At 30.6% G+C, this 17201-nt stretch carries 18 protein-coding genes; 2 read left to right on the top strand and 16 right to left on the bottom strand.

Annotation, left to right across the window (positions count from 1 at the left end; translation table 11 throughout):
* Window positions 1-23 precede the first annotated feature (23 nt).
* The 16 genes from SJY27_RS12775 to SJY27_RS12700 form a co-directional block, all read right to left on the bottom strand.
* The gene (locus SJY27_RS12775; RefSeq protein ID WP_397445245.1) at window positions 24-587 is read right to left on the bottom strand and encodes a transposase; all 564 of its coding nucleotides are present in this window, start codon (window positions 585-587) and stop codon (window positions 24-26) included.
* 54 nt (window positions 588-641) lie between these two features.
* Entirely contained in the window at window positions 642-1460 is an 819-nt protein-coding gene (locus tag SJY27_RS12770; RefSeq protein WP_397445244.1) for a purine-nucleoside phosphorylase, read from the bottom strand.
* 125 nt (window positions 1461-1585) lie between these two features.
* Complete coding sequence (locus tag SJY27_RS12765; RefSeq protein WP_397445243.1) at window positions 1586-2290, bottom strand: DM13 domain-containing protein; 705 nt, start codon at window positions 2288-2290, stop codon at window positions 1586-1588.
* 5 nt (window positions 2291-2295) lie between these two features.
* Window positions 2296-2907 (bottom strand): TIGR04282 family arsenosugar biosynthesis glycosyltransferase, encoded by a 612-nt coding sequence (locus SJY27_RS12760; RefSeq protein ID WP_397445242.1) that lies wholly within the window; start codon window positions 2905-2907, stop codon window positions 2296-2298.
* 145 nt (window positions 2908-3052) lie between these two features.
* A complete protein-coding gene (locus SJY27_RS12755; RefSeq protein ID WP_397445241.1) occupies window positions 3053-3544 on the bottom strand; it encodes a rhodanese-like domain-containing protein in 492 nt (163 codons plus the stop codon).
* A 78-nt stretch (window positions 3545-3622) separates the two neighbouring features.
* Window positions 3623-4591 carry an arsenosugar biosynthesis arsenite methyltransferase ArsM gene (gene arsM, locus SJY27_RS12750; RefSeq protein WP_397445240.1) on the bottom strand — a complete coding sequence of 323 codons (969 nt, stop codon included), beginning with the start codon at window positions 4589-4591 and terminating at the stop codon, window positions 3623-3625.
* A 42-nt stretch (window positions 4592-4633) separates the two neighbouring features.
* Window positions 4634-5686, bottom strand: a complete 1053-nt coding sequence (arsS, locus tag SJY27_RS12745) for an arsenosugar biosynthesis radical SAM (seleno)protein ArsS (protein WP_397445239.1) — start codon at window positions 5684-5686, stop codon at window positions 4634-4636.
* Window positions 5687-5874: 188 nt separating this feature from the next.
* Window positions 5875-6210 carry an arsenosugar biosynthesis-associated peroxidase-like protein gene (locus SJY27_RS12740; protein WP_397445238.1) on the bottom strand — a complete coding sequence of 112 codons (336 nt, stop codon included), beginning with the start codon at window positions 6208-6210 and terminating at the stop codon, window positions 5875-5877.
* Between the two features lie 37 nt (window positions 6211-6247).
* Window positions 6248-6958 (bottom strand): DUF547 domain-containing protein, encoded by a 711-nt coding sequence (locus SJY27_RS12735; RefSeq protein WP_397445237.1) that lies wholly within the window; start codon window positions 6956-6958, stop codon window positions 6248-6250.
* A 61-nt stretch (window positions 6959-7019) separates the two neighbouring features.
* The gene (locus SJY27_RS12730; RefSeq protein ID WP_397445236.1) at window positions 7020-7721 is read right to left on the bottom strand and encodes a queuosine precursor transporter; all 702 of its coding nucleotides are present in this window, start codon (window positions 7719-7721) and stop codon (window positions 7020-7022) included.
* Between the two features lie 306 nt (window positions 7722-8027).
* Entirely contained in the window at window positions 8028-8759 is a 732-nt protein-coding gene (locus SJY27_RS12725; RefSeq protein WP_397445235.1) for a metallophosphoesterase family protein, read from the bottom strand.
* 215 nt (window positions 8760-8974) lie between these two features.
* Window positions 8975-10252 (bottom strand): outer membrane protein assembly factor, encoded by a 1278-nt coding sequence (locus tag SJY27_RS12720; RefSeq protein WP_397445234.1) that lies wholly within the window; start codon window positions 10250-10252, stop codon window positions 8975-8977.
* On the bottom strand, window positions 10252-10959 hold the full coding sequence (locus tag SJY27_RS12715; RefSeq protein ID WP_397445233.1) for a hypothetical protein: 708 nt from the start codon (window positions 10957-10959) through the stop codon (window positions 10252-10254). Before SJY27_RS12715 ends, SJY27_RS12720 begins: the two co-directional genes overlap by 1 nt.
* 37 nt (window positions 10960-10996) lie before the next feature.
* Window positions 10997-11830 carry a universal stress protein gene (locus SJY27_RS12710; protein WP_397445232.1) on the bottom strand — a complete coding sequence of 278 codons (834 nt, stop codon included), beginning with the start codon at window positions 11828-11830 and terminating at the stop codon, window positions 10997-10999.
* Between the two features lie 70 nt (window positions 11831-11900).
* Window positions 11901-12914: a glycoside hydrolase family 113 gene (locus tag SJY27_RS12705; RefSeq protein WP_397445231.1), complete on the bottom strand. Its 1014-nt coding sequence runs from the start codon at window positions 12912-12914 to the stop codon at window positions 11901-11903.
* Between the two features lie 26 nt (window positions 12915-12940).
* A complete protein-coding gene (locus tag SJY27_RS12700; protein ID WP_397445230.1) occupies window positions 12941-13879 on the bottom strand; it encodes a hypothetical protein in 939 nt (312 codons plus the stop codon).
* Between the two features lie 163 nt (window positions 13880-14042).
* Here SJY27_RS12700 and SJY27_RS12695 point away from each other — a divergent pair, with 163 nt between their 5' ends.
* Together SJY27_RS12695 and SJY27_RS12690 are read left to right on the top strand one after the other, a co-directional pair.
* On the top strand, window positions 14043-15392 hold the full coding sequence (locus tag SJY27_RS12695; RefSeq protein WP_397445229.1) for an NAD(P)/FAD-dependent oxidoreductase: 1350 nt from the start codon (window positions 14043-14045) through the stop codon (window positions 15390-15392).
* A gap of 100 nt (window positions 15393-15492) precedes the next feature.
* Window positions 15493-17115, top strand: coding sequence for a 4Fe-4S binding protein (locus SJY27_RS12690; protein ID WP_397445228.1), 1623 nt, complete (start codon window positions 15493-15495; stop codon window positions 17113-17115).
* Window positions 17116-17201 lie beyond the last annotated feature (86 nt).

Genomic DNA, 17201 nt, shown 5'->3' with positions numbered 1-17201 from the left:
AACCTGAAGGGTATTTTAAATATTTACTCTAAAAATAATTGTTGATTTCTTTCATTAATAAATAGTTTTCTATCTAAATGAGTTTCAATAAAATTTTTAACTCCATCAAATAACAATAGCACTTCATCTCTTTTAATATTTGTCTTTTGTTGAGATATTATTGATTCATAAGATGAATATTTATAAGTGCCAAAATCATTATAAATTTGATGATGTTCTGGATTAAGGTGTATATAGAGAATAAGCGTCTTTAAATAGTTTTCATCCTTAATTTTTATTCTTTTAAAAGGTTTTTCTAATAAACTCCCTGTTCTTCCATATTTTTTATTCATTGCTTTAGTATAAGCATTAAATAAATTTGAAAAATACTGAGAAGGGTTTTCGCAATTATGATGAATCTTTAAAAGAATGTGAAAATGATTTTTAAGTAGACAATATCCATAAATATCTGAAACTGGCAAGAGATATTTTTTTACTAAATCTAAGAAGTAGTTGTAATTATCTTCATCAAAAAAAATATCACCACCATTATTCCCTCTATTGTATATATGGTAGTAATAATCTGATTCTACTTTTTCTATTTGCATTTTTTAGTATTCAGACCCTTCAGGTTTTTAAAACCTGAAGGGTCTTGTCAAACTTTATAATATTTCTATAACCCCCTTAAACAAAGTAATCATTTTAGGCTCTGTTTCACCAGCAATAGCTATAATTTCTGCAATATCAACAGGTTGTAAGTTTTTAGGATCACATTCATCTGTCAAAACAGAAATGGCAGCACAAGGTAAGTTCAGCTGTTTGGCAACGATTACTTCTGGCACAGTACTCATTCCTACAGCATCTGTTTCTAATATTTGTAACATTCTATATTCTGCCTTGGTTTCTAATTGCGGACCTAAAACACTGGCGTAAACTCCTGTGTGTAATTTTATATCTTCTTTTTTAGCAACCTCAAGCATTTTTTTGTTGATAACCTCTGAATACGGTGCTAACATATCCGCAAAAATATTACCAAAAGTATTTGCTCCTTGAAATGCCAAAGGTGATTGCCCTTGTAAATTGATATGATCTTCAATTAACATGATATCGCCTTTTTTGTAAGATAAATTGATGGCGCCTGCTGCATTAGAAATCAATAAATTTTGAATTCCTAAACCATGCATTGTTCTGATTCCATAAGTAACTTCCCAAGGTGAATAACCTTCATACAAATGAAAACGACCAGACATTACTAGTACTTTTTTTCCTGAGATTTTTCCTAAAATTAATCTACCAGAATGAAACTCTACAGTAGCTTCTGGAAAATGCGGGATTTCAGAATAAGCGATTTCCTTTTCAATCGAAATTTCATCAACTAATTTGCCCAAACCTGTTCCTAAAACAATGCCTATTTCTGGATTTGTAAATCCGTTTTCTTTTAAAAAAGTTATGCTTTGTTGCAGTTGATCTTGTTTTGTCATTTATGTCTGTTTACAGTTTAAAATTACTCTGTCATTTCAACCTTGTGGAGAAATCTTATCAATAAAAACTTGAAATAAGATTTTTCGACTCCACTACCTTCCACTCAAAATGACAAGAAAACATTTTATTGTATTACTAATTTTTGCGTTTTAGATTTTCCATCAACATTAATTTTAACCAAAAAAATTCCTTTGTCAAATAAGGAAACATCTATAGGATTGTTTTTAATCTTTGATTGATGAAAAACTTGTTTTCCTAAAACATTAAAAATACGTATTTCTGCAGAAACAGCATCAATATTAGAGATTTGAATTTGATTTTTTGCGGGGTTTGGATACACCGAAATTGCATCTATTATAAATGCATCTAGATCTAAAACAGAACAAGTATTGCTAGTAAAGCTCTCGAACTTCCCTAAATCCCAAAAATGGTCATACTGCAAACAATAGAAGAAAACAGTATCAAAATCTGAGATATTTTTATCATCTTTTATTACAATTGAAAAGGATTGTTTTCCTGTAGATTGAATCAACCCAAAATCGATATGATTTAAATCTGCAATAAGCGTTTCTGTTAATTCTGCCTTTGTTTTTCCATCTGAATCCACTAAAAATACTCTTACATCTGGCCCTGGTTCTGTAGAAAAATTTTCTGCAAGTTCAAGTAAAACTTCGTTTTTAGCAATTAACGAAATACTTACATCTCCAGAAATATTATAAGATGGTGGGTCTTTTACATTGTTACCAAATTCACCAATACTTTTAGAGCATTGGGCATTTATAATAGTAATTGTAAAACTAAAAGTTAAGAACAGTAAAAGTGTTTTCATAGTTATTATTTAGAATTGATGAACGTTTCCATAATTTCTGGAATATCGATGATATCTTCATATACATCTATGTCGTTCTTCTCTTCTAATAATTTCACTTTTTTGTCAATTAAATCTTGTAAAGTATCTTTTCGAACAGTTTCTGTGCCCCAATTTTTGTTTTGAAACACTTGTTGATGCAATTTTTTCATCCCTAATACATAATAACCACCATCTAAAGCCGGCCCTAAAACAACATCATTTTCTTCTAGTTGATGAAATGCATTGTCAATATTTGTTGAGGTTAAATCATACAAATCGCTTCCAATAATGATTATTTTTTCATAGCCTGCATCAAATCCATTTTTAAAAGCATTTTGCATTCTTAAACCTAAATCTTCACCAAATTGTTGATGTTTTTGATAAATGGATGCATCCCAAATATCATTTTCTCTAATTTTTACAGAATAATAAACAGCTTTATCTGCATTTACTTTTGATGAGATTTCTTTTGTCTTTTGAAGTAAAAACTTATAAATTTCTAAAGCAGTTTCATCGCCAACCGTTTTTGCCAAACGTGTTTTTGCTTTGCCTAACTCTGGGTTTCTGGTGAAGATTAATAGTAAGTTTTTATTCAAAAATATATTTTTTTTGTCATTTCTACTTCATGTAGAAATCTAGGTTTTAGTTAGATTTCTCCACAAGGTCGAAATGACATTAGATTTGTTTTTTTTATCACAACAGTGATCACTGAAAACTGAGACTGCTTACTGCCTACTTTTTTCAATACACTTTCTTCCCTTTTTTCAACCATTTACTCCAATCTTTATTAAAGGTATGGACTTTTTCTGTTGAATTTCCTAACGTATCAACCACTTGAAAATTGGCATTTTTCCATTCAAAAATTCCCCCATATAAATTGTACACATTGGTATAACCTGCTTCTATGATTTTATGAGCAACAGTTTCAGAACGGATTCCTAAAGAGCAATACACCACAATTTTAGCATTTTTATCTTCAGGTAATTTGGCTAAGGTTTCTTTGATTTTAAATTTATCATAGCCCACACAAATAGCATTTTCCAAATGACTAACTTCAAATTCTTTTGGCTCTCTTGCATCTAATAAAATAGCATCTGTTTTTGGTAAAGCTAATGTTTCTACTGACATGTATGGTACGTTTCTTTTGTTCCATTTATGAAGTAGTTTATCTAACTTTTTCTGTCCAAATGCGGTTGAACTGATAACTAAAAAAAGAATGCATATTTTTTTCATAATTTTTGAATTTAGATTACTGTCTTCTTAGGAACGACAATTAAACCAATAACTGAAAACCATCAACCAAAAACCAAATTAACAACATCCACCACCATCGTAATGAAACGTAGAAGGAGAAAAGAAAATATCATCTCTACCTAAACTTTTTAGTTGCCCTGCTGTTTTATCACAAATGGCTAAGGGTTGATTTTTTAATAAAACATGCCCAGCATTGTCATCAAAATACTCTTCATCACCATAATAAATAGCAGCTTTTCCTGTAAAAATACAAGGCCCATCTACTGGCATTGGATCTTTAATGGCAGCAACTTCAATGGATTCTATATAAATCAATTCGTCTGTTGGATAATTTTTAGGATCTAAAATACGATATGGCTTTCTGGCTCTGATTTCTATCGTTCCAAAACCAGCATCTGTTAAAGCTTTTACATAATCTGCAATCGACAAACTTCCACTCAAACATAGTGCTCGTAAACGCTCATCATTACGTAATTCATCATTCATTGGTTGCTCACAAGTAGGATCACTCATAACCAAACGTCCATGAGGCTTTAAAACTCGGTACATTTCTGCAATGGCCTTCTTTAAATCATCCGATTTAAAAATATTGAACAAACAATTTTGAGCAGCCACATCAATTGAATTATCTTCAACAGGTAAATCCATGGCATCACCTTTTCTTAAATCAACAAAATCGCTTTTAAACCAATCGTTTTGTTCTTCAGCAATTTTAAAGTTTTTTCGAGAAGCTTCTAACATTTCATCAACAACATCTAAGCCAATAACTCCGCCTTTATTTCTGTTGAAGTATGCAAATTGTAACAATTCCATACCTCCGCCAACACCAACATATAACATTTTTGGATTGTTGGTTAAATCGCGAGCGTGCACAGTAGAACCACAACCGTAGTTCATTTCTTGCATAATTCTTGGGATTTTTAATCCTGGTAATTCCCAAATAGGGTTTGTAGTACAGCATAAACCCACATCTGGAGTTAAAGCTGCTTCTTTATAAACGTTGTGTGTAGTATCTAAATAACTCATTATATATTTTGATTTTGCAAGGGGTTTAAACCCCTTGTTGTATTATGCTACAGTTCCTTGGCAACTACTACCAGCACCTGCTGTACAACCATAACAATGTTGATTGATAATTATATTTCTGTTTTGCAGCAATTCTTCATTATAATCTGCAATATGTTTTACTTTACTTGCCACTTTTAAATTTAACATCTGATTAAAATCACAATCGTACAACCAACCATCCCAACTTACAGAAATAGTATTGGTACACATTACATTGGCAACTGCTGATGGATTATACGCATCTACCAAAGCATACATATAATCTTCATAATTTTCGGATGCAATTAAATAATCTAAAAATCGGCTGATTGGTAAATTAGTAATTGCAAAAAGATTATGAAAATCGATATTAAAATCTTCTTTTAACGCTTTTTTAAAATCACGTTCTAAACCCATTTGGTCTCCAGGTAAAAATGCCCCTGAAGGATTGTATACCAAATCTAATTTTAAATCAGAACCTTCTATACCATAACCCACAGCATTAAGTTCTTGTAAAGCTTTAATCGATTTATCAAAAACACCATCACCTCTTTGTTTATCTGTTTTTCCACGCGTCCAATGAGGCATTGAAGAAACCACGTGTACATTGTGTTTTTTAAAGAATTCTGGCAAATCGTGATACTTTTTATTGGCTCTGATAATGGTTAAGTTAGACCGTACAATAAAATCTTTGATTCCTGCTTTGGATGCTTCTTCTACAAACCATCTAAAATTCGGATTCATTTCTGGTGCTCCACCAGTTAAATCTAAGGTATGCGCTTCCGTTTTTTTAATAACTTCTAAACATTGCTGCATGGTTTCTATAGTCATAATTTCTTTACGATCTGGACCAGCATCTACATGACAATGCTCGCAAACTTGGTTACACATATACCCTAAATTGATTTGTAAAATCTCTAACTTTTTAGGGCGTAATGGAAACTGATTGGTTTCTTTTATTTTAGCTGCAAATGTAGGTAGTTCTCCGTCTGCAAAAATTCCGTTTGAAAGAATTTCCATTTGACGAGAAGTATTTGCAATATCGTTATTTCTTGATTTTAGTGATTTTTTCATGCTGAACTTGATTCAGTATCTATTTTTATTTCCTTGTTAATACTTACGAGAAAAGTTTTGATTTGGTTTTCAGTCTGAATGTTAAATATTCAATTTTAAAGGGATAAATGATTTTTACAGATACCCACTTTCGTGGGCATAAGCGATTCACACAATTTTTGCAAAAAAAGCAAAAATTGGTTCTCTGCTTACATCTCCAATTTATTCACTTTATTCATCATCTGAACTCCGTGTACTAAAGTTGCACCACTTTTTATAGCAGCACCCACATGAATGGCTTCCATCATTTCCTCTTTGGTAACGCCTCTTTGCAAACCATCTTTAGTATACGCGTCTATACAATAAGGGCATTGCTCTGTATGTGCAACTGCTAAAGCAATTAAAGATTTTTCGCGAGCGGTTAAAGCACCTTCTTCAAATACTTTACCATAATAATCGAAAAACTTGTTACCAAGTTCTTCACTCCACTCTGTTATTTTACCGAATTTTCTTAAATCGGCTGCATCATAATATGATTTTGACATAAATTATTCTTGATTTTAAAGACGAAAGATACAGAAATTATTTACCATTTAAAGACCAGTCGTATTTTAGATAACTAATTTTTGCGTTAGGATTAATTTCTGTATTGGAATATTTGTTTAAGTAATCTACAACTGAACCATTTTTAGTAAAATCGGCTTTAAACCAGTTGAAAATTTCTGATATCTGAACTTTCTTTTTACTGATTTTATTTCTCATTGAATTGTTTACAAATGCTTTCATTAGTTTCGTTAATTCTGCTTCAACATTTTCTTCAGTAAATGCTATATTTCCTAGTTTAGGACAAGAACCAGATGCACAATTTACACCTACGTGAATTTTGGGATCAAATAGTTTTTTACGTAAAACCTCGTGCTCAATATAATCTAAAGTATAGATTTTGCCACCAACTTTAGCAAAAGGAATTTTCCAAGCGGTTTTGCCCTCTTTTTTGATATCCATAATGCTTTTTATAGGATAATTTTCTAAAATAAGCTTAATGGTATAGGCATTGTAAGCATTGATCCAAAATGCTTTTTGTTTGTTTTCTGACCAAGAATTATTTGGAGCAGTTTTTGCTAAATAAGCAATATAATTGTCTAATTTTACTTCATCTGATTTAAAGGATTTGTAATCTACAACACCATCATCAGAAACGTGAGTTTGTAATAAATCATTAAATATTGATGTTTGTGCGTTTACTTGGATGATTGTAAAAATTGTAATAATAAATAGAACTGTTTTTTTCATTTTTTCTAGTTTCTACTTTTTTAGACGATAATTTTTAGCATTAATTACAAAAAAATCATTTTCAATCTAAAATTTCTTCATTTACTTTTAGCTTGAATCTTTTTCTAAAAGCATATACTGCTAAATACAACAAAGGTGTATCTAAAGCAGCAATCATCATTTTAAAAATTACACCACTTATAAAAAGCCCTAAAAAATTTTGCCATTCTATAATTTCAAATGCACATAGTAAAAGTAAAACAGTTAAAGTATCAACGATTTGAGAAGAAAATGTAGAAAAATTATTACGCAACCATAAATGTTTTCCTTTTGTTAACTGTTTCCAAAAATGATAAATTTTAATATCTATAAATTGGGCAAACAAATACGCTAACATAGAGGCTAAAACTGCTAAAGGTGCTGCCCCAAAAACATTTACAAAAAGACCATCATTTACTGGAGACCAAGATGTTGCTGGTACCTCTTTAGAAACATAAATAATTAATAAAGAGAAAAAAGAGGCAAAAATACCAGCTATAACCACTTCATTTGCCTTACGTTTTCCATAAATTTCTGATAAAATATCTGTAATTAAAAAAGTGATTGGATAAGGCAACAAACCTACTGATACTTCAAATAACTTTGTATCGAATATTTCAATATTAAAAGGATACCAATAAAAGAATTTTTGAAAGATTAAATTAGACGTAACTAAAGAGGCTATAAAAAGAGCAGCAAGAATTAAATAAATTCTGTTCGCTAATAATTTGTCTTTTGATGTCATTTAGCGAAGTTACAAATTTTTAGATTTTCTATTTCCTATCTATTCTATACAATTTACAATCTATAATTTCTAAATTCCTGTTTCCACAGAAATTACAATTTTGTGTTAAATTTGCAGATCAAATCTGAGGAAACTTCCTTAAATAAAAAAACTGCCAAAAGATGGCAGTTTTGAAGATTTTGAAGTATCCCCCAACACTAAAAAATCTATGTAAAAAAGATAAGATATAATCACTCTAAATTATCTTGTTTTTAATCAGTCTTACTTATCAATATTATAAAATAAATTTATATAACACTTAATAAATTACTTATTTCTACCTTTTTCATTTGGGTATAAACTTGGCAAAGTATCACTTTGAAAAAATGCTTTTGTATCGATATTTATGCCTGTAACTTTTCCTTTAAAAGCGGCTCCTGTATCAATATTCCAAACATTAATAGCGTTTATGGGTTCTAATTTTCCGTAATTGGTTGTTGGGGTATGACCAATATAAATTTCTTTATAATGTTTTAATCGTTTTGGATATACATCTTGATCAAAATCAATTTTTCGATCCATTACCAATGCCATTTCCCACAATGTTCTGTCTGTACAGAATTTATGTGAATAACTCTCTTTTGTTACTCCATGCATAGAGGTAAAACCCGCATGTAAAAAGAGCCTGTTTTGATCATCTAAAAAGTACATTTTCATATTTTCGAAGAAGCGCAAATGTTGTTGTTTTTCATCCTCAGAAAAAACAGCATAACTTTCTATAGTTTCTTTTCCACCATGCATAAACCAAGAAGGATTTACATCATTAGAATCTTTTAACCAGTTTTCACACCAAACATCGTGATTTCCTTTTATAAAAATACAATCTATTTTTTTTGATAACTCTATTAAAAAGGCAATGACTTGTGCAGATTCACTCCAACCATCAACATAATCACCCATAAAAATGAGTTTATCTTTTTCTGTAACATCTAATTGATTTAAAACTTGTACTAATGCTTTTAAACCTCCATGAATATCGCCAATAGCAAATGTTCTCATTTTATATTTTTAAAACACAAAACTAAAACATTTAAAAAAGAAATTATGTATTATTAATCACTAAAATTGATAAACAAGCCTGCGTTAGGGATAGAAATGGCATCCTTTTTATTGTCGGATTTCACTATTTTTTGTAGATAAGACTTTATATTTAAGAAGCACAATGTTATCAATAGAGTACAAAAAAGATATAATGGATAGCCCGTAAAAACGCCCTAAAAATACTGACCAATTCCAAAAACCAAACCGCCTTTAGAATTTGCTTTCGTGTTTAAAACACTAAACCCATAATCGACTCTAAAAGTAGCATTGTATATTTTTTTACTGATAAAACGAAGACCAAAACCTGAGTAAATTCGGATATTATCTTCTTGAACAAAATCGTTGAGTTTACCTCCAGGATTTCGCCAAGAACCAAAATCTGAAAACACGTTAGTTTGTATGGCTAGATTTGGTTTATCGTAAATTGTATGTCTATATTCTGAGTTTAAAACGATGGTTCCTGTACCTCTATCTACCAGAATTCCTACACCACGTAAATTAATGTTATTGTCTAAAGCAAAAGGTGCAAATGGTGTGTTTTCGTTAGATGAAAGTCCAAAACGAAGTCTATTTGCCCAGTTGCCATGTTCTGCGATTTGCTTGTAGTAAAAGAAATCATTCCAAAAAATATAAAAATCGTTCTGAAAATCGTTTTCTGTAATTACATATTGTGCGTATAAAACACTTTTGAATCCGTTTACATATTGATAGTAATAATCTAAATTATCATAACTATACACAAATTTTAGTAATGCTTTATTTAAATTTAATTTTTGTGGAATAGAGTGATCTGTAATACCGTTTAAATAGGTGTATTTTTCTTTGAATACATTGATACCAAAATTAATTGCATTTTTAAGATTGATTTGATACAAACCTAAAGCCTCTAAAGAAATGTTGTTGTATAAATAATTTGCAGATTGACCATCAAAATACAAAGGTTCTTCACTTTTCCAATTTTGATGATTTACAGCTAACCCCCATTTATTAGAAAACAGATTTGGTGCTTTAAAATTTACAGCATAGGTATCAAAACCATTAAACTGATAAAAGCCACCAAAGGTGATGTTTCTTCCTAAAAAATTATAATCATACAATCCTAACTTATAAGAAAATACGTTATTAGTTGTTGTCCATACATTTACATCTGGAATAATAGTATAATTTTCTTCTACATAAACAAAAACGTTATAGTTGTTGTTTTCAGAACGAAAAACTTGATAATAGGCATAACTGATTGCTGGCAACCGTTTTAAAAGAATGATATCACTTTCTAAAGAAACTGAATCTATAGTTTGCCCAACTTTCGAACTTAATAAAGACTTGAGGAATGGTACTTTAGTTTTGTTTGCACCATTAATAGTAATTGAATTAATTTCTTTTTTTTGAGAAACAACTAAGGTAGTTATACCAATAAAAAATAGTGTAAATAAATGTTTCTTTAGCTCCATTATTGTGCTACAAATGACTTTTGTATCACCAAATTTACCCAATTATCTTCACTTACTGCCATTAACGTAAAATTATACGTATCCTCTAAAACTAAATCTGATGGTGTTTCAGTATTGATATTTAAAACCACATTAGACGTATCATAATATTTAAAATAAGCATCATTTGTGTAGGTACCTGAAATAAAAACATCGTCTTTATCTGAAATTACTTGAAAGTATATGTCATTATCTGTTCTACCAAAATTTGACCATGTAAAAATGGGATGCAAACTTTCTGAATTATCTATAGTTACTGTTTCCTGCCAAATAGTTGCATTTGTAGCATTTTTTAAACGAATAGGATTCGAAATATGCAATTTACCTTCTAATACGTAGGTTATGATACTCCAGCTTTCATTTTCACTTGAACGTGAAAACCGTTGTAATTTTCCGCCAAAAACATCTTCTGGAGAAGCTATATATTTGCGATAATTAGATAAATCATTTTCATCTACATTTACACTATTTGCTTCATAATACCGAATGTCAGTTGCACCTTCTTCAGGATAATAAAAAACATAAGTTAGCTTTGTATTTCCGTCTGCACTTGCAGCACATGCAATTACATTTCCTGCATCTTCACTAGAAAATGTTTCGATATATTCTTGTAAATTTCGTGGGGTAGTAATATCATTATCTTCTGAGCAAGAACAATAAAAAGTCAAAATTGTAAGTAAAATTAGATACCTGTTTTTTATCATTTTATAATTTAAACGTCATAATTGGTAAAGTTGCATGATTTGAAAGATCTTCTGATATACTGCCTTCAAAAATATGCGAAATTCCTTTTCTACCATGTGTTATGGTTACTATTAAATCTGCTCCTGCAACATTGGCGAAATTTAGAATTCCTTTTTCGATGGATCTGGCACACACAAAATTAACATTTATCAAACGATCTATATTACCATCTACTTTTGTTAAAAAATTATTCGCCATAGTTTCCATTTCTGGAGTAGTTTTAAAATTTTCGTTCGGTAAATTTACATACAGAATGTGTTTTTTGGCTTGCAAAAAATCTAAACTTTGTAAACTGTTTTTAAATGCTGGCACAGACTCATCAGAAAAATCTGTAGCCATAACAATATTACTAAAACTGATATCTTTAATTTCGTTCTTAACAATTAATACAGGTATATCAGCATATCTAATTACCTTTTCTGTATTAGAACCCACAAAAAACTCTTTTAAACCAGAAGCTCCATGTGATCCCATAATAATTAAGTCTGCATCAACTTCTTGAGCAACTTTATTAACCTCACTAAACACCTTATAATGTTTAATTATAGGAACAACATTTACATCACTTAAAAAATCTTGAGATAAAAATTTTTTGAATTTCTTTTCGGCAAGTTTTAAGAAAAAAATGCCTTTTTCTTGTTTTAAGTTAGGATTTTCTGAAATGGAAAACTCCTGCATATCAAGCATATGAAGTGCATAAAGAGTCATATTGTATTTTTTTGCAAATAATGCTGCAACTTTTAGTGCATATTCAGAATGCTTTGAGAAATCGACAGGAACTATAATTTTTTTCATCTATTGTTTATATTGCTATGGTTCAAATTTAACATCAATAAAGATAACAAAAAAGGACTTTTGTCATATTTTACCAATGGTTTTCATGGCCATATAATTTTACCAATTTTTTTTCAGCTGGTTTGTTTTGCGGAGTAAATCTGTTATTTTTTTCTCCACCTACTCTATCATGCCTATGAAACCATTTCCAAACAAAACCGCCAGCAAACCATTCTTCTTTCCAAAATTGATTGTGAATGGCCTGTAAAGCATCTGCTTGGGCATTTAAATTTATGCTACCTTCTAATCTATTAGCATCCCAAGGTTTTTTACCTGTAAAATCTATACTTCTGTAACCAAATTCTGTAAACAAAACAGGTTTATTAAATTGCTTTTGAATTCTCATAATTTCTTGTTTGTGAGGTTTCCAACCCATTTCAAATTCCTGAACTGTGGGCGATTTTTTATCACTCAAAGGAAAATAAGCATCAATCCCAATAAAATCTAGTTCGCCCCAAAAGGTAATTCTTTTAAATTCGTCCCAATTTGCGGCGTAGGTTAGTTTACCTTTATAAATGGCTCTAATTTCTTTAATTAAAGCTTGCCAATATTTGGGTCTGTTTAGTACAAATTGTTCTAATTCTGTACCAATACATAGCATTTCTGCTTGTAATTGTTCAGCCGCTTTTGCGTACGTTAAAATATAGTTTCTGTAAGAATTTTCTAATAATAGCCAGTTTTCATCAGAATTTGGTTTTAAATGCCCTGTAAAACCTCCTCTTCTTAACCATAAATGAGGTTTTACCATTAGTTTTACACCAACTTTTTGAAACTCTTTTGCATATTGCAACAAACCGTTTTTTGACTCACCAAACCACTCTCTGTTGGTATTAAATTCTATTTTAGGTGTTTCAATATTTCTAATAAAACTGTAAGGCATTAGTGCAACATAATTACTATTTACTTGTAAGACTGGTGTAATATGTGCAATGTTTATAGAATCTCTAGAGGCTACAAAACTAACTCCGTTTATTTTTTTTGATTGCCCCTTACAAGAAATGTTTGCAATCATAAACGCTATTAAAAAGAGATTTTTTGTTTTCATAAATCCCTCTAAAATAGTGCTTTTTACTAAAACAAAACTCTTAAACCCATGTTAAAACTTTGCCCTAAACCAGTATTATTTCCTCTAACAAATTTACTATACAACACCTCTAAGTTTAAGGCATCAGTTAATTGATATTTACCTCCAAAACCAAGTGCTGTAAAATCTTGAGTAAAATCTCCAAACCTATTAGAGTGCTGTACAAAACCTAACACTGTAGATTTATCTGAAGGAAAATAACTTAAAAACAAACCTGGATTTAAGATAAAAGTATTGGTGGCAAAACTACCCTCTGAAGTTGTTTTTCTGCCCAAAGCATCAAAGGTTGCTACTTCTTTATCTCCAAAAAAATATTGCGTATTGATTTCAGAAAACAGCTGCCATTTTCCACTTGAAAAAGTATAATCATAAAAAAACCTGTTTTGCAAATTCCAGGCAGCTTCATCTAAAAATACGCCTGCTACAGTTTCTCTTTTTACCAAAGGAATATTTATAGAAGATTGTACAGAAAACTTACCAATACTTTCTATAGGTTGCCATTTTATGGATGGTGCTATTGATGTTATGCCTTTTCTTGAAAAATCGTCAGTACCCAAATTAAACACATAAAAGGCATCTTTTCCTGCAATGGTATTAGAACGAAGTTCAACAATTACCCCTAAATTAAATCTTTTACTATCAGAAACACCTGTAAAAACCTCAATAGTAGAGGTTAAGTAATTTTCTCTTAGTTTTTCTGCTTCAACACCATCAAAAGTGGCTTTAGTTTCTGTATATAAATTGTTAAAAAACTTAATATCCCACTGGCCTTTATTTAGTAAAACTGATGGTGTATAGGTTTGAATATTACTTCTTTGTACTGAACTTGATTCAGTATTTGTATTGTCTTTTTGATTTTGTGCTAAAGCGTTAGTAGTTATAAAAACTACGGCTAGTAATGCAATTTTAAAATATTTATAATTCATTTTAGTTGATTTAATATTATTCTATTCAAGTTACAACCTAAGTCTTAACATTTTTTAAATACTTACAATGCATCTGTTTTATTTATATCAATTCTAAATTACTGCTAAGGTTTAAGTTCTTAACTTTCGCTTCGACATAAAGTCTAGAATCAATCAACTATTTATGAAACACATCGTAATTATTGGAAATGGAATTTCTGGGGTTACTGCTGCAAGACATATCAGAAAAAACTCTGATTACAAAATAACCTTAGTATCTGCAGAAACCAAATATTTCTTTTCTAGAACTGCCTTAATGTACATTTATATGGGGCATATGAAATTTGAACATACACAACCTTATGAAAATTGTTTTTGGGATAAAAACAGAATTGACCTAAAAGAGGGTTTTGTTTCTAAAATTAATACCGATGCAAAAATATTAGAGTTCAAAAATACATCTTCTATTAATTATGATAAACTAATTATTGCCACAGGTTCTAAACCCAACAAATTTGGTTGGCCAGGTCAAGATTTAGAAGGTGTTATGGGCATGTATCATAAACAAGATTTAGAAAATTTAGAAAAATACGCACCTAACAATGAAGTTTGCAAAAGAGCTGTAATTGTTGGTGGTGGTTTAATAGGAATTGAATTGGCAGAAATGCTAAGAAGCAGAAAAATTCCAGTTACGTTTTTGGTGCGCGAAGCAAGTTTTTGGAACGGAGTATTACCTGCCCAAGAATCTGCCCTGATTAACAAGCACATCAAGGAACATCATATCGATTTACGTTTAAGTACCAATTTAAAAGAAATTAAAAGTGATGCAAACGGACGAGTAAAATCAATAATAATTGAAGAAACTGGCGAAGAAATTCCTTGTAATGTTGTTGGTTTAACTGCTGGTGTAACTCCTAATATTGATTTTTTAAAAGATTCAGGAATTGAAACCAAAAGAGGTGTTTTAGTAAACCGATTTTTAGAAACAAATATTCTTGATGTATATGCCATTGGCGATTGTGCAGAACAACACGAAGCCATTGGTCAACGCAGAAATATTGAAGCTGTTTGGTATACAGGAAGAATGATGGGTGAAACTGTTGCTCAAACCATTTGTGGTAAAAAAACAGCTTATAAACCTGGGCATTGGTTCAACTCTGCCAAATTTTTAGATATTGAATATCAAACTTACGGATGGGTTTTTAGCGAAAGAAATAAACAAGAAAATGAAGCGTATTTTCAATGGCAGCATCCTACAAAAAATATTTGCGTTACTATTTCTTATGATAAAAATACGCATCAATTTTTGGGGATAAATACTTTCGGAATTCGAATGCGACACGAAATTTTTGATCGTTGGCTAAATGAAAATCAAACGATAGCGCACGTTTTAGAATTTTTAAGAGATGCTAATTTTGATCCTGAATTTTACAAATTGTATGAGGCTGATATTGTAGCTAAATTCAATCAAGAAAATGGAACAAACATTCAGGTCAAGAAAAAAAGTTGGAAACGAATTTTCTCAAAAGCGTAATCCTATTCCTGCAAGGTTTCTAAAACCTTGTAGGCAAAAGTATACATAAGTAAAAATACCTACAAGATTTTAGAAACCTTGCAGGAAATTAAAAACATCAATGAAACTAATAAAACAAACAGGTTTAATCGTATTTTTAATAGGATTATTAATCTTTACAGCATCCCTTTTTACAGGCAGTTTTTCGTTTACAGAAAAAGAGTTAGACGCCTTTATTGCTAAAAAAGGCTATAAAAGTGAAATCATAAAAGAAGAGTTACAAAAGGCAATTGTAACGCAAGAAAACCTAAACATTTTTCAGTTTTCGAAACGCGTTAGAAATGCGGTTGAAGTAAACAATCAACATTATAATGATTTGATTGCAAAATATAATGCAGCAAAAAATTGGAAGAAAAAGGGAGAACAATATCAATATAGAATTAATGGGAAACCACATACCATTAGTTATGAAATTGCTAAAAAAGCAGGTAGTGGTTTTGTAAAAGAAAATGCTGGTTTAATGTGGTTTTTAACCTTTGGTTTATGCATAATTGGAGCATTGTTGTTCATAGTACCAAACCTTATTTTATTAGGAAAACCAGGTATAAAAAATGATGGTATTTATTTAGAATCTGCCACAAATAGAGGTTGGATTGCTTGGTTGGTTTTAGTGTATTTGGTTAGCTTTTACTTGATGCTCTATTTTATGCCAGATTATGCTGTAAACTGGACATTTATTTTAGACCCAATCAGTAAAGCATTAAATGGTGGTGAGGCTTCTCAGTGGTTTGTCTACGGATTTTTATATTGCACCATAATGTTGACGATGGGTGTGAGAATGTTTATTAAATACAGACATAATAAATATCAAATTGTACGAACAATTTCAGTGTTATTCTTTCAGATTGTATTTGCATTTTTAATTCCAGAAATAATGGCAAGTTTGGGCAAACCTGGCTATGATTTTAAAAATGCTTTTCCTTTAGATTATGATTTCTTTTGGGAATGGAATCTTAAAAGCTTAACTGAAAGTGGCGGAATCGGAATTTTTATTCTAGTATGGGGAATTGTTTTAACCTTAATCATTGTGCCAGTAATGGTTTATTTCTTTGGTAAAAGATGGTACTGTTCTTGGGTTTGTGGTTGTGGAGGATTAGCAGAAACATTAGGAGACCCTTACAGGCAACATTCTAACAAAAGTTTAAATGCATGGAAATTAGAGCGCTGGTTAATTCACTCTGTATTGGTATTTTCTTTAGTGATGACTTTAGTAACTTTGTATTGCTACTTTTCTGGAACATCATCCTTTTTAGGAATAAAATCGCAATGGATAAAAGACACCTATAGTTTTTTAATTGGAGCTTGGTTTGCAGGCGTAATTGGCACAGGTTTCTATCCTATTTTTGGTAACCGCGTTTGGTGTAGATTTGGCTGCCCATTAGCTGCATATTTAGGTTTTGTACAACGCTTTAAATCAAGATTTAGAATTACCACAAATGGAGGGCAATGTATTTCTTGTGGAAACTGTTCTACCTATTGTGAGCAAGGAATTGATGTTAGAGCCTATGCACAAAAAGGAGAAAACATTGTACGTTCTAGTTGTGTGGGCTGTGGAGTTTGTTCTGCTGTTTGCCCAAGAGGTGTTTTAAAACTAGAAAATGGTCCTGAAACAGGTAGAATCAATCCTACAGAAATTTTGTTGGGTAATGATGTTGATTTAATGAGTTTAGTGAATAAAAAATAGTTTTTTTAGAATTTCATTTAACAAATCTTACTCTCATTTAAAAGATTTCTAAACATAAAAATAAGCCACAGAAATAAATAATCTGT

Source organism: Polaribacter sp. R77954, assembly GCF_044595335.1.
Lineage (GTDB): Bacteria > Bacteroidota > Bacteroidia > Flavobacteriales > Flavobacteriaceae > Polaribacter.
The sequence above is the reverse complement of the archived record's forward strand: the minus strand, read 5'-3'. Positions and strand labels throughout refer to the sequence as shown.